General features: G+C 66.7%; 15 protein-coding genes and 1 other RNA gene. 5 read left to right on the top strand and 11 right to left on the bottom strand.

The window, feature by feature from the left end; genetic code table 11:
* Position 1 precedes the first annotated feature (1 nt).
* Positions 2-6091 carry a fibronectin type III domain-containing protein gene (locus tag ACVOMH_RS02180; RefSeq protein ID WP_481550893.1) on the top strand — a complete coding sequence of 2030 codons (6090 nt, stop codon included), beginning with the start codon at positions 2-4 and terminating at the stop codon, positions 6089-6091.
* Positions 6092-6167: 76 nt separating this feature from the next.
* Here ACVOMH_RS02180 and ACVOMH_RS02175 read toward each other — a convergent pair whose 3' ends face one another.
* Complete coding sequence (locus tag ACVOMH_RS02175; protein WP_481550892.1) at positions 6168-6761, bottom strand: HAD-IA family hydrolase; 594 nt, start codon at positions 6759-6761, stop codon at positions 6168-6170.
* 150 nt (positions 6762-6911) lie between these two features.
* On the opposite strand from ACVOMH_RS02175, the gene azu reads away from it, so the two are divergent.
* Complete coding sequence (azu, locus tag ACVOMH_RS02170; RefSeq protein ID WP_481550891.1) at positions 6912-7361, top strand: azurin; 450 nt, start codon at positions 6912-6914, stop codon at positions 7359-7361.
* 71 nt (positions 7362-7432) lie between these two features.
* On the opposite strand, the gene hemL is transcribed toward azu, so the two are convergent.
* Both hemL and thiE read right to left on the bottom strand, forming a co-directional pair.
* The gene (hemL, locus tag ACVOMH_RS02165) at positions 7433-8725 is read right to left on the bottom strand and encodes a glutamate-1-semialdehyde 2,1-aminomutase (protein ID WP_481550890.1); all 1293 of its coding nucleotides are present in this window, start codon (positions 8723-8725) and stop codon (positions 7433-7435) included.
* Between the two features lie 35 nt (positions 8726-8760).
* Positions 8761-9381 carry a thiamine phosphate synthase gene (thiE, locus tag ACVOMH_RS02160; RefSeq protein WP_481550889.1) on the bottom strand — a complete coding sequence of 207 codons (621 nt, stop codon included), beginning with the start codon at positions 9379-9381 and terminating at the stop codon, positions 8761-8763.
* A gap of 69 nt (positions 9382-9450) precedes the next feature.
* Between thiE and ACVOMH_RS02155 the strand changes: the two genes are divergently transcribed.
* The gene (locus ACVOMH_RS02155) at positions 9451-9642 is read left to right on the top strand and encodes a rubredoxin (protein WP_481550888.1); all 192 of its coding nucleotides are present in this window, start codon (positions 9451-9453) and stop codon (positions 9640-9642) included.
* Positions 9643-9737: 95 nt separating this feature from the next.
* Here ACVOMH_RS02155 and ACVOMH_RS02150 read toward each other — a convergent pair whose 3' ends face one another.
* The 8 genes from ACVOMH_RS02150 to ACVOMH_RS02115 form a co-directional block, all read right to left on the bottom strand.
* Entirely contained in the window at positions 9738-10586 is an 849-nt protein-coding gene (locus tag ACVOMH_RS02150) for a SirB1 family protein (RefSeq protein WP_054658226.1), read from the bottom strand.
* A gap of 66 nt (positions 10587-10652) precedes the next feature.
* Positions 10653-11105: a DUF192 domain-containing protein gene (locus ACVOMH_RS02145; RefSeq protein ID WP_481550887.1), complete on the bottom strand. Its 453-nt coding sequence runs from the start codon at positions 11103-11105 to the stop codon at positions 10653-10655.
* Between the two features lie 84 nt (positions 11106-11189).
* Entirely contained in the window at positions 11190-11837 is a 648-nt protein-coding gene (rpiA, locus tag ACVOMH_RS02140) for a ribose-5-phosphate isomerase RpiA (protein ID WP_054658230.1), read from the bottom strand.
* Positions 11838-11948: 111 nt separating this feature from the next.
* The gene (locus tag ACVOMH_RS02135; RefSeq protein WP_481550886.1) at positions 11949-12431 is read right to left on the bottom strand and encodes an EVE domain-containing protein; all 483 of its coding nucleotides are present in this window, start codon (positions 12429-12431) and stop codon (positions 11949-11951) included.
* A complete protein-coding gene (locus tag ACVOMH_RS02130; RefSeq protein WP_481550885.1) occupies positions 12428-13015 on the bottom strand; it encodes a 5-formyltetrahydrofolate cyclo-ligase in 588 nt (195 codons plus the stop codon). The genes ACVOMH_RS02135 and ACVOMH_RS02130 overlap by 4 nt, the downstream gene beginning before the upstream one ends.
* Before the next feature lie 94 nt (positions 13016-13109).
* Positions 13110-13294, bottom strand: a non-coding RNA gene (gene ssrS / locus ACVOMH_RS02125) — 6S RNA.
* Positions 13295-13378: 84 nt separating this feature from the next.
* Entirely contained in the window at positions 13379-13678 is a 300-nt protein-coding gene (locus tag ACVOMH_RS02120; RefSeq protein WP_054658236.1) for a cell division protein ZapA, read from the bottom strand.
* A complete protein-coding gene (locus tag ACVOMH_RS02115; RefSeq protein ID WP_054658238.1) occupies positions 13675-13896 on the bottom strand; it encodes a TIGR02449 family protein in 222 nt (73 codons plus the stop codon). Before ACVOMH_RS02115 ends, ACVOMH_RS02120 begins: the two co-directional genes overlap by 4 nt.
* A gap of 124 nt (positions 13897-14020) precedes the next feature.
* Here ACVOMH_RS02115 and ACVOMH_RS02110 point away from each other — a divergent pair, with 124 nt between their 5' ends.
* Both ACVOMH_RS02110 and ACVOMH_RS02105 read left to right on the top strand, forming a co-directional pair.
* The gene (locus ACVOMH_RS02110) at positions 14021-14566 is read left to right on the top strand and encodes a YecA/YgfB family protein (RefSeq protein ID WP_481550884.1); all 546 of its coding nucleotides are present in this window, start codon (positions 14021-14023) and stop codon (positions 14564-14566) included.
* An 8-nt stretch (positions 14567-14574) separates the two neighbouring features.
* Entirely contained in the window at positions 14575-15900 is a 1326-nt protein-coding gene (locus tag ACVOMH_RS02105; RefSeq protein ID WP_481550883.1) for an aminopeptidase P N-terminal domain-containing protein, read from the top strand.
* Positions 15901-15963: the final 63 nt, after the last annotated feature.

Here is a 15963-nt window from a genome sequence, read left to right as displayed (position 1 = left end):
CATGCCGTTCCTCCGCAGGTTCCTGATCCTCGCGTTTGCCCTGTTCCCGCTGCTGGTGGTGGCCTCGGCGCAAGCGGCGATCACCGCGCGCGTTACCTACCAGAGCCATGCGGCTTACCTGGGCAACGGCAACCCGGCGCCAGGCGAGATCATGTTCATGCGCTCGGACATCCCCAATGCGGGTAACGACAACGGAGGGGTGGCCAATGGCAACACCGCGCGCCTGGTACTCAGTGGCAATGTGACCAATGCTGTGGTCAACCTCGGTTCGACGCCAGGCCACTTTACCGCCAACTTCAATCATGCGGGTTCGAGCGCTGCATCTGGTTGTGCCACCTCGCCGATCAATTTTTCCACGTCGCAATACCTGGCCGATGGCCAGAGCATTGACATCACCGTCACCTGCACGATGCCCGACAACACGCCGCCGACGCTGGCCAGCGCGGCGACCTCGACCAATGGCAGCCAGGTCATCCTTAACTGGTCAGAGGCTATTGATTATTACGGCAACGGCGAGGACTTCCGCGTTTACCAGAGTGGCACCCTGCGCACGATCACTGCCGCCAGCTATGCCGGCTCGCAGTTGACACTGATGGTGAGCCCGGCGATCAATGCCGGCACCACGGTGACCCTGGACTATGTCGACATCGGCAACCTGTATGACTTTGCCGGCAACCAGTCGGCCAGCTTCAGCGGGCGGGTTGTGACCAACAACGTGGTCGGTGGCCTGCCGCCCACTGTCACCGATGGCCGGATCAGCATTGCCGGTGCCACGGGTACCGGTGGTGTCTTCCTGTACGGCGATAGCGTCACCGCCCGCTGGGACAGCAGCGCCAGCGGTGACAACAACGCCGGCATCACCGGCGTGACGGTGGACTTCAGCCAGTTCGGCGGCGGGGCCGCCGTGGCGGCAACCAACAGTGCCGGTATCTGGAGCGCGATCTATACGCTGGGTGCAGGCATCAGCGCCAGCAACCGCAATGTCAGCATCACCGCTACCAACAGCAGTGGCAGTACCACCCGGGCCGACACCAGCAACGCCACGGTGGACACGATCCAGCCCGGTGTGACTTCGGTGGCGGTGCCTGCCAACCGCACGTACGGGGTGGGGCAACCCCTTTCTTTCACGGTGAGCACCAGCGAGAGCGTGGGGGTGACCGGAACACCGCAAATTGCCCTGAACATCGATGGCAGTGTCAAGCAGGCCACGTATGTCTCAGGTTCGGGCAGCACCAGTCTGGTGTTCCGTTATGTGATCGAAAGTGGTCTGAACGATCCGGACGGCATCACGATCGGCGCACTGGCCCTGAACGGCGGCACGCTGCGCGATGCGGCTGGCAACAACATGTTGCTGACCCTGAATTCAGTCGGATCCACCGCCGGTGTGAAGGTGGACGCCGTTGTACCTACGGTTCTCAGCATCGCACCGGCGCCCACTGCGTTGCCCACCGATACCACGGTGGATTTCACGGTCAGCTTCAGTGAGGCGGTGACCGCTGTTTCCACCGACGATTTCACCGTGACCGGGTCGGGCAGCGCAACAGGGAGCATCAACAGCGTTTCCGGCAGCGGCAGCAGCTACACCGTCACCGTCAATAACATCACCGGCAATGGCACGCTCAGGCTCGACCTCAATGGCGCCCGCAATATCGCCGATGCGGCCGGCAACATCAGCCCGCCGGCCTACAGCAGCGGCAGCAGCCATACGGTGGCCATCGCCACCGCGCCTGCTGCCCCGACTATCGGCACGGCGACCGCTGGCGAGGGGCAGGCCTCGGTGGCATTCACCGCCCCGGGCAACAACGGCGGTTCGCCGGTCACTGGTTATACGGCCACCGCCAACCCGGGCGGTGCGACCACTACCGGCACCGGTTCGCCGCTGGTGGTGAGCGGCCTGAGCAATGGCACCGCCTATACCTTCACGGTAACAGCGACCAACGCCGTCGGTACCAGTACGGCGTCGGCCGTGAGCAACAGTGTGACGCCGAAGGCCAACCAGACCATCACCTTCGCCCAGCCAGCCAACTACAACTTTGGCGCCCCGCCCACTTTGACCGCCACCTCGACCTCGGGGCTGACGGTAATCTTCACCTCGTCCACCGCCGGGGTCTGCACGATCACCCCCGGCGGTGTGCTGACCTTCGTCAGTGCCGGCACCTGCACCATCGATGCCGACCAGGCTGGCAACGCATCCACCAACGCGGCGAGCACGGTGACCCGCAGCTTTACCGTCAATGCCATCGTGCCGGATGCGCCGACCATCGGCACGGCCACGCCCGGGGACACCCAGGCCACGGTGAGCTTCAGCGCGCCGGCTTCCACCGGGGGTGCGGCCATCAGCCCTAGCGGCTACACGGTCACTGCCAGCCCCGGCGGCGCCACCGGCAATGGCTCCAGCTCGCCAATCATCGTTACCGGCCTGACCAACGGGGTGAACTACACCTTCACCGTCACCGCGACCAATTCGGCGGGCATCAGCGCGGCCTCGGCCGCGTCCAACGCGGTCACCCCGGCGGCGCCGCAGACCATCACGTTCGCCAATCCAGGGTCGCAGACCTTCGGCACCACGCCGACGCTGAGCGCCACGGCCGATTCCGGCCTGGCGGTCAGCTTCAGCTCCTTGACCACCGGCGTGTGCACCATCACCAGCGGTGGTGCATTGACCTTCATCACGACCGGCACCTGCACCATCAACGTTGACCAGGTCGGCAATGCGGCGTGGCTGGAAGCGACGCCGGTCAGCCAAAGCTTCACCGTCAACCCGGTAGTGCCGGGGGCGCCGACCATCGGCCCCGCCATCGGGGGTGATACCCAGGCCAGTGTGGCCTTTGCCGCGCCGGCCAACACCGGCGGCATTCCGATCACCGGCTATACGGTGACCGTCAGCCCGGCAGACGTGGCACCGGTGAACGGCGCAAGTTCACCGATCGTGGTCAGCGGCCTGACCAACGGGCAGCCGTACACGTTCACGGTGACCGCCTTCAACAGCGCCGGCACCGGGCCTGCCTCGAGCGCCTCCAACAGCGTCACCCCGAAGGCGACCCAGACGATCACCTTCAACCATTCCGGTGCGCAGAACTTCGGCACCACGCCGACGCTGATTGCCACGGCCGATTCCGGCCTGGCGGTCAGCTTCAGCTCGTCGACCACCGGCGTGTGCACCATCACCAGCGGCGGTGTACTGACCTTCCTCACCGTCGGCACCTGCACCATCAATGCGGACCAGGCCGGCAACGCCAGCTATCTGGCCGCGACCCAGGTCACCCGCAACTTTGCCGTCAACGCGGTGGTCTCCGGCGCGCCGACTATCGGCACGGCCGTGGTGACCGGCGTGGCACAGGTAGCGGTGTCTTTCACCACGCCGGTCTTCAACGGCGGCGATGCTGCACTCAGCTACACCGTTACACCAAGTCCGGCTGTGCCGGGCGGGCCATTCACCGGCAGCAGTTCGCCCATCGCCATCAGTGGATTGGACACGGGGACCAGTTACACCTTCACTGTGACGGCCAGCAACAGCGTGGGGCCGGGCCCGGCGTCGGCCGCGTCCAACGCGGTCACCACGGCAGCCACGCAGACCATCAGCTTCGCCAATCCGGGCGCGCAGAACTTCGGCACCACGCCGACGCTGACCGCCTCGGTGGATTCGGGGCTGCCGCTGCGCTTTGTCGCGTCGACGCCGGCAGTGTGCGCGGTCACCGCGGATGGGCTGTTGAGCTTCAGCAGTGCCGGCACCTGTACGGTGACGGTCCACCAGGACGGCGATGCTGGCCATTTGCCGGCATCGCTGGCGCAGTCGTTCAGTGTCAACGCGGTGGTGGCGGCGGCGCCGGTATTGGGGGCCGTGACCGTGACCGGTTCGGGCGAGGTGGAAGTTGCCTTCACGCCATCGGCCGCCACCGGCGAAGCCATCACCTACGTGGTGACCGCACAGCCGGGCGGCATCACCGCCAGCGGTACGAGCTCGCCGCTCAAGGTGACCGGTCTGACCGACGGGGTGAGCTACACCTTCACCGTCAGCGCCACCGGCCAGGCCGGCGACAGCGCGCCGTCGGCGCCATCGGCCCCGGTGGTGCCGCAGGTACTACAGGCGGTGACTTTCGACGAAGTGGGTACGCAGCGCTTCGATCAGGTGCCGGTGTTGTCCGCCCGCGCCGACTCCGGCTTGCCGTTGACCTTCAGTTCGCAGACGCCGGCGGTGTGCACGGTCACGGCCGATGGCCAGCTGGCCTTTGTGCTGGCAGGCAACTGCACCCTGGTTGTCGAGCAAGCAGGCGATGCCACCCATCGTCCGGCTTCGGCCACGCGCAGCTTCCTGGTCGAACCGGTGCCGCCGGGCGTGCCGTCCATCCAGACGCTGACGCCGCTGGGATCGGGGCAGGTCAGTGTGGTGTTCACGCCGCCGGTGTTCACCGGTGGCACGACCATCGACGGCTACCGCGTCACTGCCACGCCGCAGGGCGTGGCGGCACCGGCCATCCGCGCGATGAGCCTGCCAGCGGCCGGCACACCGGGGGTGATCACGACCACCGGCAGCGGTTCGCCGATCCTGGTGCAGGGGCTGGCCGAAGGCGTGACCTATGTGTTCACCGTGGCGGCCTACAACCTGGCCGGCGAAGGAGCGTCGGACAGCGCGCAGGAACTGGTGGCCGCCCCAACGCTGAGCTGGATCGGCGGCCTGCAGAAGGTCTATGGCGAGGCCGATTTCGAGCTGCCCCTGCCACAGAGCAACAGCCCCGGTGTGTTCACCTTCAGCAGCAGCAATCCGGCGGTGGCCACGGTCAACGGCCGCACGGTCACGCTGGTCGGCGAAGGCAGCACCACATTGACCGCGACCCAGGCGGCGACCCCCAACTTCCTCACCGGCGCGGTGATGCTGACGCTGGTGGTCAGCCCCCGTCCGGATCCAACACTGGATGCCCAGGTCAGCGGCGGCCTCCAGGCGCAGATCGATGCAAGCGTGCGCTTTGCGCAGGTGCAGGGCGGCAACATCCGTGACCGTCTGCGCCAGGTGCGCAGTGGCCACAACACCAGCAACGTCAACTTCGCGCTGGCCTATGCCGGCAGCCGCGGCGTCCCGGGGCTGTCGGTGCCGGTAGGCCGTGTGGCCGAGACGGCGCTGCCGGCCCTGCCCGAGGGTTGGGGGCTGTGGCTGGCGGGCACGGCGACCTTCGGCAAGGCCGGTCGCAATGGACGTAGCGGCGGCGGTTTCGATTTCAACACCGGTGGTATCACGCTTGGCGCCGACCGCGCGGTGGGTGAAAACCTGTTGCTGGGCATGGCCGGCAGCTGGGGCAAGCAGGGCACCGACTTCGACGGCACCCCGTCCAAGGTTGACGCCGACCAGCGTTCGCTGGCGGCCTATGGCTTGTGGCGGCTGGGCGAGCACCTGTTCGTCGATGGGTTGCTGGCCAATGGTCAGGTGGACTTCGACCTGACCCGCTGGAGCGAGCCGGCCAACGCCAGTGCCCGCGCCACACGTGCCGGCGACCAGTGGTTCGGCGCATTGACCTTCGGCTACGAGCATCGCAACGCCACGGGTCTGACCCTGACCGGCTACGGCCGCTACGATGGTCACCGCGCCACGCTGGATGGCTACCGCGAAACCGGTCTGGGCGTCTATGACCTGGTCTATGGCCAGCAGCGGGTGGACAACAGCGCGCTGGCAGTGGGACTGGAGGGCAGTCTGGCGTTCAAGGGCGAGCGGCTGGGGTGGCGCCCGCACTGGCGCATCGAGTACCGCGGTGCGTTGGAGAACCGCGGCGACGTGTCGATGAACTATGTGCAGCGCCCGCAGGGCACCGATTATGTGCTGGCCATGCGCAGCTACAACGACGACACGCTGTCGCTGGGCGCGGGCATGGACCTGCAATGGGACAGCGGCTGGATGTTCTCGCTGCTGCTGGGGCATGAGCAGGGCCGCAATGCGATGCGCAGCAACAGCATCGGCTTGCAGGTGCGCTACGGGCAACAGGGGGCTAACGCGCCGATGTACAGCGATGCGCCTGGCGTGCAACCGGTCGGCGGTTCTGCGCGTTCCTGTGGCGGTTCTTCCATGCCCTGTAACGCCCCACCGGGTGCTCAGCCCAGGTGATCGACAACAACGCCGGCGAAAGCCGGCGTTGTTGTTTCATCGCAGCCCACAGTGCAGTGCCAGGGCGTTGGTTTGCCTACAGCAGCTGGTAGCGCTTCAGCAGCTTGCGCAGCGACTGGGTGTGGTGGGCGGTATCGGCCAGCAGGCCGGCGGCGCGTGCACCTTGCACGTTGCGGAACAGATGATCGACGAACAGGGTGCAAGCCGGGGCACAGCGCAGGGTCGTACAGGCGGCGATATAGGCGGCCGGATCGGGTTTGCGCACGCCCAGTGCCGCGCTGCACAGCACGGCGGTGCCGGGCAGCAGCTGTTCGATCACCGGTCGGGTGAGCGGGCCGTTGTTGGTGAGGACGGCCACCTGCACGCCGGGCCGCAGCTGCCTGAGCAGCGCCACGCTGTCACGTCGCACGCGGGTGGCGGCATGTCGGGCCGCGTGCCAGTGCTGCGCCCGCAAGCGGCTGTCCAGGCGCTGGTTGAGGGCGGCAAGCAGTTGCAGGCCATCGAGTTCGCCGCGCGCATGCGCCAGCTCCAGTCCATCTCCGCGCAGCGCCGTATCCACCTGTGCGGAGGAACACTGCGCGGCCTCGGCCAGCTGGTGCAGATGGATGCGGTGGTCGTAGTCGGCCAGCAGGCCATCGAAGTCGAGCAGTAGGGCGTGCAGGTCAGGCATCAGGCGGCAGGTTCAAGGCGTGACCGGCAGTATCGTGCCTGCGGCGAAACAGCGCAGCCCTGCGACATTGCGTCGCGGAGGCGGAGCGGGGTGTTGTTCCTAGAATAGGGCCGTTGCATTGTTTTCCCTGGAAGTCTGGAGTCCTGTTCGATGCGCATTCCTGTGTTGCTGTTGGCCCTTGCCGGCCTGTTGCCCGCCGCTCCGGTGCTGGCCCGCACCTGCGCGGTCACCATCGAAAGCAATGACCGCATGCAGTTTTCGTTGCCGCAGATCACGGTGGCGGCCGACTGCACGCAGGTCGACCTCACGCTCAAGCACACCGGCAAGATGGCCGCCAACGTGATGGGTCACAACTGGGTGCTCACGCGCACGGCCGATTTCCAGCCCGTCGCCACCCTGGGAATGCGTTCGACGCTGGCCGACAGCTACCTGCCCAAGGGCGATGCGCGGGTGATCGCGTTCACCCCGGTGATCGGTGGCGGCCAGACCACCCGGGTGCGCTTTGCCACCAACAAGCTGGTCCGTGGCGGCGACTACACCTTTTTCTGTTCCTTCCCCGGCCACTGGGGAATGATGAAGGGCAAGCTGGTTTTCGCTTGAGCCCTTGTACGGGGCAAAGAAAAAGGCCGGCATGATGCCGGCCTTTTCCGTATTGCCATCGCGTGGCGGGATCAGCCCGCCGCGACCACGTTGAACGCCTCACGCGCTGCAGCCAGCGTGGCTTCGATCACCGTCTCGTCGTGCGCGCTGGACAGGAAGCCGGCTTCATAGGCCGACGGCGCCAAGAACACACCGCGCTCGAGCATGGCGTGGAAGAACACGTTGAAGGCCTTGATGTCACAAGCCGTGGCCTGGGCATAGGTCTCCACCTTCTCGCGGGTGAAGAACAGGCCGAACATCGCGCCGACCTGGTTGGTGGTCACCGCCACCCCGGCCTGCGCTGCGGCCGCTTCCAGCCCGGCGCACAGGCGTGCGGTGGTGGCGGCCAGACGCTCATGGAAGCCCGGGGCGCTGACCAGCTCCAGCATCGCCAGGCCGGCGGCCATCGCCACCGGGTTGCCGGAGAGGGTGCCGGCCTGGTAGATCGGGCCGGCCGGGGCGATCTGGTTCATCAGTTCGGCGCGGCCGCCGTAGGCGCCCACCGGCATGCCGCCGCCGATGATCTTGCCGAAGGTGGTCAGGTCCGGGGTGATGCCGTAATGCGCCTGCGCACCGCCCAGGGCGACGCGGAAGCCGGTCATCACCTCGTCGAAGATCAGCAGCGCGCCGTACTGCGTGCACAGCGCCCGCAGGTGCTGCAGGTAGCCTTCGCGCGGCGGGATGCAGTTGGCGTTGCCGACCACCGGCTCGATGATCAGCCCGGCAATCTCGCTGCCCTGCTGCTCGAACAGCGCCGTGGCGGCATCGAAGTCGTTGTAGGGCAGGGTCAGGGTCAGTTCGCTCAAGCCGGCCGGCACGCCCGGCGAGGTCGGCACGCCCAGGGTCAGCATGCCGCTGCCGGCCTTGACCAGGAACGAGTCGCCGTGGCCGTGGTAGCAGCCTTCGAACTTGACGATCTTGTTACGGCCGGTGGCGCCGCGCGCCAGACGGATCGCCGATAGCGTGGCCTCGGTGCCGGAGTTGACCATGCGCACCATCTCGCAGGACGGCACCAGCGCGGTGATGGTTTCGGCCATGGTCACCTCGGCCGCGCACGGGGCACCGAACGACAGGCCGTTGCCGATCGCCTGCTGCACCGCTTCACGCACCGCCGGATGGTTGTGGCCGACGATCATCGGGCCCCAGGAGCCGACGTAGTCGATGTAGCGGTTGTTGTCGACGTCGTACAGGTACGGGCCATCGGCGCGCTGCACGAAGAACGGCTCGCCACCGACCGACTTGAACGCGCGCACCGGCGAGTTGACGCCGCCGGGCAGCAGCGTCTGCGCGCGCGCGAACAGGGCGTGGGATTGGGCGTGGTTCATCTGGGAACTCCTGGGAACGGTAAAAGCGGTTGCCATCAGGCAAAGCAGCGGCGGTAGGCCTGCAGTGCGTCCAGCGGATCGGGTTCGGCGAACACGCCGCTGATGACCGCGATCAGGTCGGCGCCGGCGTCCACCACGGGCGGTGCATTGTCCGGCGTCAAACCGCCAATGGCCACCCGCGGTACGCCCAGTGCGGCGCTTTGTCGCAGCAGTTCCGGCGTTGCCCGGCGCGGGGTCAGCTTGCTGCGGCTGGGGAAAAAGGCGCCGAAGGCGACGTAGCTGGCGCCGGTCGCCACCGCGCGCTCGGCCCGTGCCAGTTCGTCATAGCAGGAGGCGCCGATGATCGCCTGCGGGCCAAGCATCGCCCGGGCGGCGGCGATGTCACCGTCGTCCTCGCCCAGATGCACGCCGGCGGCGCCTACCCGGGCGGCCAATGCGGCATCGTCGTTGATGATCAGCGGTACGCCGGCGGCCGCGCACAGCGCCTGCAGCGCAGTGGCCTGGGCCAGGCGGGAAGGGGCATCGACGGCCTTGTTGCGGTACTGCAGCCAAGTGATGCCGGCCAGCAGCGGGCGGACCCGCTCCAGCAGACGTGTGCTGTCGGTTTCGTCGGGGGTGATCAGGTAGACGCCACGGGCGTCGGCAAGCTGGGTCATGGATGGCTACCGGTACGGCGAAGGGAATGTGACAATCAACGCCGTTTCTCTATGCGGCGATTATCCCCGATGTCCGATGCCACGGCCTCCACCCTGCGCGACTGGATCTGTATCGTCTGCGGTTTCATCTACCGCGAGGCGGACGGCTTGCCGGAAGAGGGCATCGCGCCGGGCACGCGCTGGGACGAGGTGCCCGATACCTGGACCTGTCCGGATTGTGGCGTGACCAAGGACGACTTCGAGATGGTCGAGCTGGACTGAACGGCCGGCACCTGCGGTAGTACGCGCCCGGCCTGATCGCCACCCACCTGCCTGGCGTGGCGCTTCTGCCGCTGCATCTTGCCGCCGGCGTGGTTTCAGTGCAGCCGCGGACGTTCGCCGCCGATATCGATCAGGCGTTCGCGGATCGCGGCCGCATCGCCGGCCTCGGGTTCCATCTTCAGATAGCGCGCCAGATCGGTGCGCGCGCCGGCCAGGTGTTCCAGCTGCAGGTAGGCGAGGCCGCGGTCGCGGACCGCATCGGCCTGTTGCGGTGCCAGTTTCAGGATGCGGTCGGCACTGCGCGCGGCGCGGTCCCACTCTTGGCGCTCCACATACACGCCATGCAGGTTGCGCAGCATCCGCATCAATATGGCGCGGTGCGGTGCCGGGTCCAGAATCTGCGCCAGCACCTGATCGTCCGGGACTTCCCCGCCCAGGTTGGCGCGGGCGCGCTCACGCAGCTCCTCCACGCTCAATGGCCGGCCGCCATTGAAGGGGTCCATGATCAGCACACCTTCTTCCACCGGCAGCCGCACCAGGAAGTGCCCGGGGAAGGAAATGCCTTGCAGGGGCAGGCCCAGCCGCCGCGAGACGTCGATCTGCACCAGCGCCAGCGAGATCGGATTGCCCAGCCGGCGCGCGACCACCTCGTTGAGATAGCTGTTGCGCGGATCGTAGTACTCGTCGTGGTTGCCGCTGTAGCCCAGCTCGTTGAACAGGTGGTGGTTGATCGCCGCCACTTTCAGCGGCCACTCGCTGATTGCGCCCACTTCCGTGTGCAGATGGTCTGCATGGGCCTGCAACATGCGGTCGTACCGGGCAGCATCGAGCTGCGGGTATTCGTCGAGCGCGATCAGCAGCGCGGTCGGCAGCAGGGGCAGTAGCTCATCGCCCAGATTGGCAAGCTCGTCCCACTGCGGCAGGGTGATACGGGGTTCAGACATGGCTGCAAGACTGGCGACAAAGCGCCGCCGGTTCAAGCGTGGTGCCGTCTTCCATGCAGCGGTGGTTCAATCGGGCTGGACGATGCCGGGACCGAAGGTCAGCTCGGCACCGTCTTCCAGTTTCAGCCTGGCCGCCTGCCCGGCGTTGAGTTCGAGCACGTAGCGGGCCGGCTTGAAGCTTGGATACGGCGGGCAGGCGTTGCCGGCCGAGCACGGCGGCACATCGCGCTGCTGGCTGACAAGCCGGCGCGCGCTGTCGAAGTACAGGATGTCCAGCGCCAGCTTGGTGTTCTTCATCCAGTACGCCTGTGGTTCCTCGCGGTCATGGATGAACAGCATGCCGTGATCGGCATCCATCTGGTCACGGAACATCAGCCCGCGTGCGCGGCTTTCATCGTCCTGGGCCACTTCCACCTGGTAGCGGGCCCCGGCCAGCTCCACCCAGTGCGTGCCTCCGGCGCTGGCGCAACTGGCAAGAGCGAGCAGGGAGCTGGCGAGCAATAGACGTAGCAGGGACATGGGCAGGGACCGGGAAGGGGATGAGGAGTCGGTGGGGCGGCGGGACGGCACGCGACTGCATGCCGTCAGAGGCAGTGGGCAGGCTTACAGCACCTGGGGCGGTTCACCGCCGATGATCACCACATCGGCCGGACGCCGTGCGAACAGGCCGACGGTGACCACGCCGGGAATCTGGTTGAGCTGCTGTTCCAGCTTCACCGGGTCGGTGATGGACAGGTTGTGCACGTCCAGGATCAGGTTGCCATTGTCGGTGACCACGCCATCGCGCCACACCGGCTGGCCGCCGGTCAGCGCCAGGATTTCGCGGGCGACCAGGCTGCGCGCCATCGGAATGACTTCCACCGGCAGCGGGAACTTGCCCAGCACCTTGACCTGCTTGCTCGGGTCGATGATGCAGACGAACTGCTTGCTGGCCTCGGCGATGATCTTCTCGCGGGTCAGCGCGGCCCCACCGCCCTTGATCAGGTTCTTGTTGCCGTCGCACTCGTCGGCGCCGTCCACGTACAGCGACAGACCGCCGGTGTGGTTCAGGTCCAGCACCTCGATGCCGTGGCCCTTGAGCAGCGCGGTGCTCTGCTCGGAGCTGGAGACTGCACCTTCGATCTGGTCCTTGATGCGCGCCAGCGCCTCGATGAAATAGGCGACGGTGGAGCCGGTGCCGACTCCGACGATCATTCCCTTTTCGACGTATTCAATGGCTTTTTCGGCGGCCAGGCGCTTGGCTTCGGACATGGTGGGCTCGGTGGATGGGGAAAGGGAGGGTAGGAGCGATGGCAGGCGCGACCGGCGCTTTGCCGGGAAAGTCCCATCGCGACTGACGTCGCTCCTACGGGCAATGGGATGTCAGGCCGGCTTCTTTTCCAGCGACAGCAGCAGCTTCCACTGTGCGGCGGTGACCGGGAACACCGACAGGCGATTGCCCTTGGCGGTCAGCGGAAAACCTTCGCCCAGTTCCTCGGCATGCAGCTTGATCTCGTCCAGCGCGATCACCTGCGCCAGTTTGCGCTCGAACGCGACATCGACCAGCATCCAGCGCGGCTGCTCGCGCGTGCTCTTGGGGTCGTAGTAGTCGGATTCGGGATCGAACTGGGTGTCATCCGGGTAGGCCTCGCTGGCCACCGTGGCGATGCCGACGATGCCCGGTACCTTGGTGTTGGAGTGGTAGAACAGGATGCCGTCGCCGACCTTCATGCCATCGCGCATGAAGTTGCGCGCCTGGTAGTTGCGCACGCCATTCCACGGCTCGGTGCCCACGCGCTGCAGGTCGTCGATGGAAAAGGCGTCCGGTTCGGACTTCATCAGCCAGTAGCGCTTGCGGGCGGTCATGCGTTCAACGGTTCCGGGTAGAGAGTGGCCTGCTCGGTACAGATGGCATCCACCGCCACATCCCAGTCCTCGACCGGCAATGACGGCACCTGCTGGGCGGAAAACCCCACACCCACCAGCCACGGCGGCGCGGCCTGGCGCTGCCGGAATGCGAAGCTGCGATCATACCAGCCGCCCCCCATGCCCAGCCGCCGGCCCGTGTCGTCGAAGCCGACCAGCGGCGCCACCACCAGCGCCATCTCTTCCGGCCGCAGCGCCTGCGCCGGGTCTACATCCGGCTCGGGAATGCCGTAGCGGTTGCTGACCAGCGGCTGCCCCGGCCGCCACGGCGCGAAGCGCAGCAGCTTGCCATGCAGCACCGGCAGGCAATAGGTCTGTTGGGCTGGCAGCTGCATCTGCCAGCGGTGCAGCGCGATCTCGCCATCCATTGCCCAGTAGCCGGCCACCGGGCCGCTGACATCGGCGAATGGAAGGGACAGCAGGCGCGCGGCCAGACGTTCGGCGGCGGCGATGCGCATGGCGGCGGGAATATCGCGGCGATGCTGGCGCAGTTGCTGGCGCAGCTTCTGGCGAAGCTCTGTCATGACAGGCGGGGACCGTTGTGGAGTGGAAATGTGTTGCGGGCGGCACAACGAAAAGCGGGAACGGCACCCGAAGATGCCGCTCCCGCGGAATATTGCATTCTCCGCCATGACGATGCGTGCGAAACGACCTTGAACCCGGGGTTCAAGTGGGAACGCTGGGGAACCATCGGGCTTCCCGCTACAAGGCGGACTTGCACACCCGGCGCCGTCGCGCCCCCGTGGTCGTAATTAAGGGACAAGGCGAATGTTTGCACACGCCGTCGTTCACGGCAGAGAACGCAGGGCCAGTATAGCGAGGTTGCGGGCGCAAATGCAGCCTTTTCCAGCCGCCGCGGATTCAGCTGCCTGAGCCGCTCAGCTGGATCAACGCGCGTTGTCGATGGCGGTGTCCAGACGACGGTTCAGATCATTCAACGTGCTCTGGAAACGCTGCTGCTGTTTGGCCAGCTCGTCGCGCATCAGCTGCATTTCATGCGCCAGATTCAATGCGGCCAGCACCGCCACGCGATCCACCGCGGCCATGCGGTTGCTGCCGCGGATCTCGCGCATCCGCGCATCGAGCATATGCGCGGCGGCGGTGAGGCTGTCGCGCTCGCCCGGTTCCACGCCGACGGTGTAGTCGCGATCGAGAATACGGACACTGACCGGTTCGTTCTGGCTCACGTGTGCTGCTCCAGCGACTTGAGGCGTGTGATCATCGCTTCCACGCGCGAGCGCGCCTGTTCGTTCTTGGCCAACAGCTGCGAGCGTTCGGTCATCAGCTGTTCCTGCTGCTGGCGCAGGCTGCGATTCTCATCGGCCAGCCGCTGGTTGCGCTCGAACAGCAGTTCGATGCGGACGGCAAGGGCCTGCAATTGGGCAGCGGGGTCGAAGGAATCCATGGCGTGCACGATAGGCATGCCGGTGAGGGGCGGTCAAGGTGGTGATGGGGTGCGGTTGGTACACTGTGCGGCCGCTGTCGTTGTTTGCCGCGACGTGGCCCCATCCGTTTTTCAGACCTGTGACATGACCGAACTTCCTGCCGTCAACGACATCCTCAAAGCCAGCCAGAGTCTGGGTCTGGGCGCCTCTCCTGCCGAACTGCACGGAGGGCTGTGCGGCTGGCTGGCCGCCGGCGGGGCCGATGTGCCGGCTTGGCCAGGCCAGGTGCTGGCCGATGCCAGCTTGCCGGTGCCCGAGCCGGGCAGCGTGCTCGATCAGCTGCGGTTGGCGACGGTGGCGCAGCTGGAAGACCGGGATTTCGCCTTCGAACTGGTGCTGGCCGATACCGCTGCGCCGCTGCAGGCGCGTACCGATGCGCTGTTCGAGTGGTGCCGCGCCTTCCTGGGCGGTTTCGGTCTGGCCTCGGGCAAGCGCCCGGCGCTGAGCGAGGAGGGGGAAGAGGCGCTGCAGGATCTGGCCAAACTGGCCCAGGCGTCCAGTGACGAATTCGATGCCGGTGAGGAAGACGAGGACGCGCTGGCGGAAATCGAGGAGTTCGTGCGCGTGGCCGCGCTGCTGCTGCATGGCGACTGCGTGATGGGGTCGCGTCACCGCCAGCGTCTGAACTGAGCGGCGGCATGAAGCGACTTTCCGGGATCACCCCCGCCGAGTACGCCAGCCGCCGTCGCCAGTTGATGGAGGCGGCCGGCGATGACGCCATTCTGGTATTGCCGGCCGCACCGGAACGGGTGCGCAGCCACGACACGTTCCATCCGTATCGGCAGGATTCGGATTTCTGGTACCTGTGCGGTTTCCAGGAGCCGGAGTCGGTGCTGGTGCTGATTCCCGGCAGGCGCCACGGCGAGACGATCCTGTTCTGCCGCGAGCGCGACCCGGACCGCGAGGCCTGGGATGGTCCGCGCGAGGGCCAGGAGGGCGCAGTGGCGCGCTACGGCATGGATGACGCGTATCCGATCGATGACCTGGATGAGATCCTGCCTGGCCTGCTGGAGGGCCGTTCGCGGGTGTACTACCACTTCGGCCGTGATGCGGACTTCGATCTGAAGCTGATCGGCTGGGTCAACCGGGTGCGCTCGCAGGTCCGCCACGGCGCACAGCCGCCGCACGAGTTCCTGGAGTTGGGTCACCTGCTGCACGAGCAGCGGTTGTACAAGTCGGCCGATGAAATCGCGTTGATGCAGATGGCGGCGGACATCAGCGTGCGTGGCCATCGCGCGGCCATGCGGGCTGCGCGCGCGGGTATCCACGAGTACGAGCTGCAGGCAGAGCTGGAGCGGGAGTTCCGCGCGCATGGCGCCTGTCCGGCCTACAGCAGCATCGTTGGCGCCAGCGGCAACGCCTGTGTGCTGCATTACCGTGACAACAGCAGCGGCAGTCGTGACGGCGACCTGGTGCTGATTGATGCCGGCGCCGAATACCACGGCTATGCCAGCGACATCACCCGCACTTTCCCGGTCAATGGCCGCTTCAGCCCCGAGCAGCGCGCGCTGCACGATCTGGTGCTGGCGGCGCAGACCGCCGCGCTGGAGCAGGCGCAGCCGGGTATCGCCTACGAGGAGGGGCACCTGGCCGCCGTCGAGGTGCTGACCGAAGGCCTGCTGCGGCTGGGGTTGCTGAAGGGAGATCTGGAAGAGAACCTCATCGAACGCCACTACCAGCGCTTCTACCGGCACAAGACCGGGCACTGGCTGGGGCTGGATGTGCACGACGTGGGCGATTACCGGGTGGCTGGCGAGTCGCGCCTGCTGGAGCCGGGCATGGTGTTCACCATCGAGCCCGGGCTCTACATCGCCAGCGACGATCGCAGCGTGGAGGCGCGCTGGCGCGGCATCGGTATCCGCATCGAGGACGATGTGCTGATCACCGGTGACGGCCATCGTGTGCTCACCGGCGCGCTGGAGCGCAGTGCCGAGGAGATCGAGGCGTTCATGGCGGCGCGCTGAGTTCGAGTGCCGGAAAATGGAAAAGGGCGCCGATCGGCGCCCTTTTCTGTTGCATGGCCCGGG

The organism is Stenotrophomonas sp. STEN013 (genome assembly GCF_056760355.1).
Note: the sequence above shows the minus strand (reverse complement) of the source record. Positions and strands in the feature narration are given on the sequence as shown.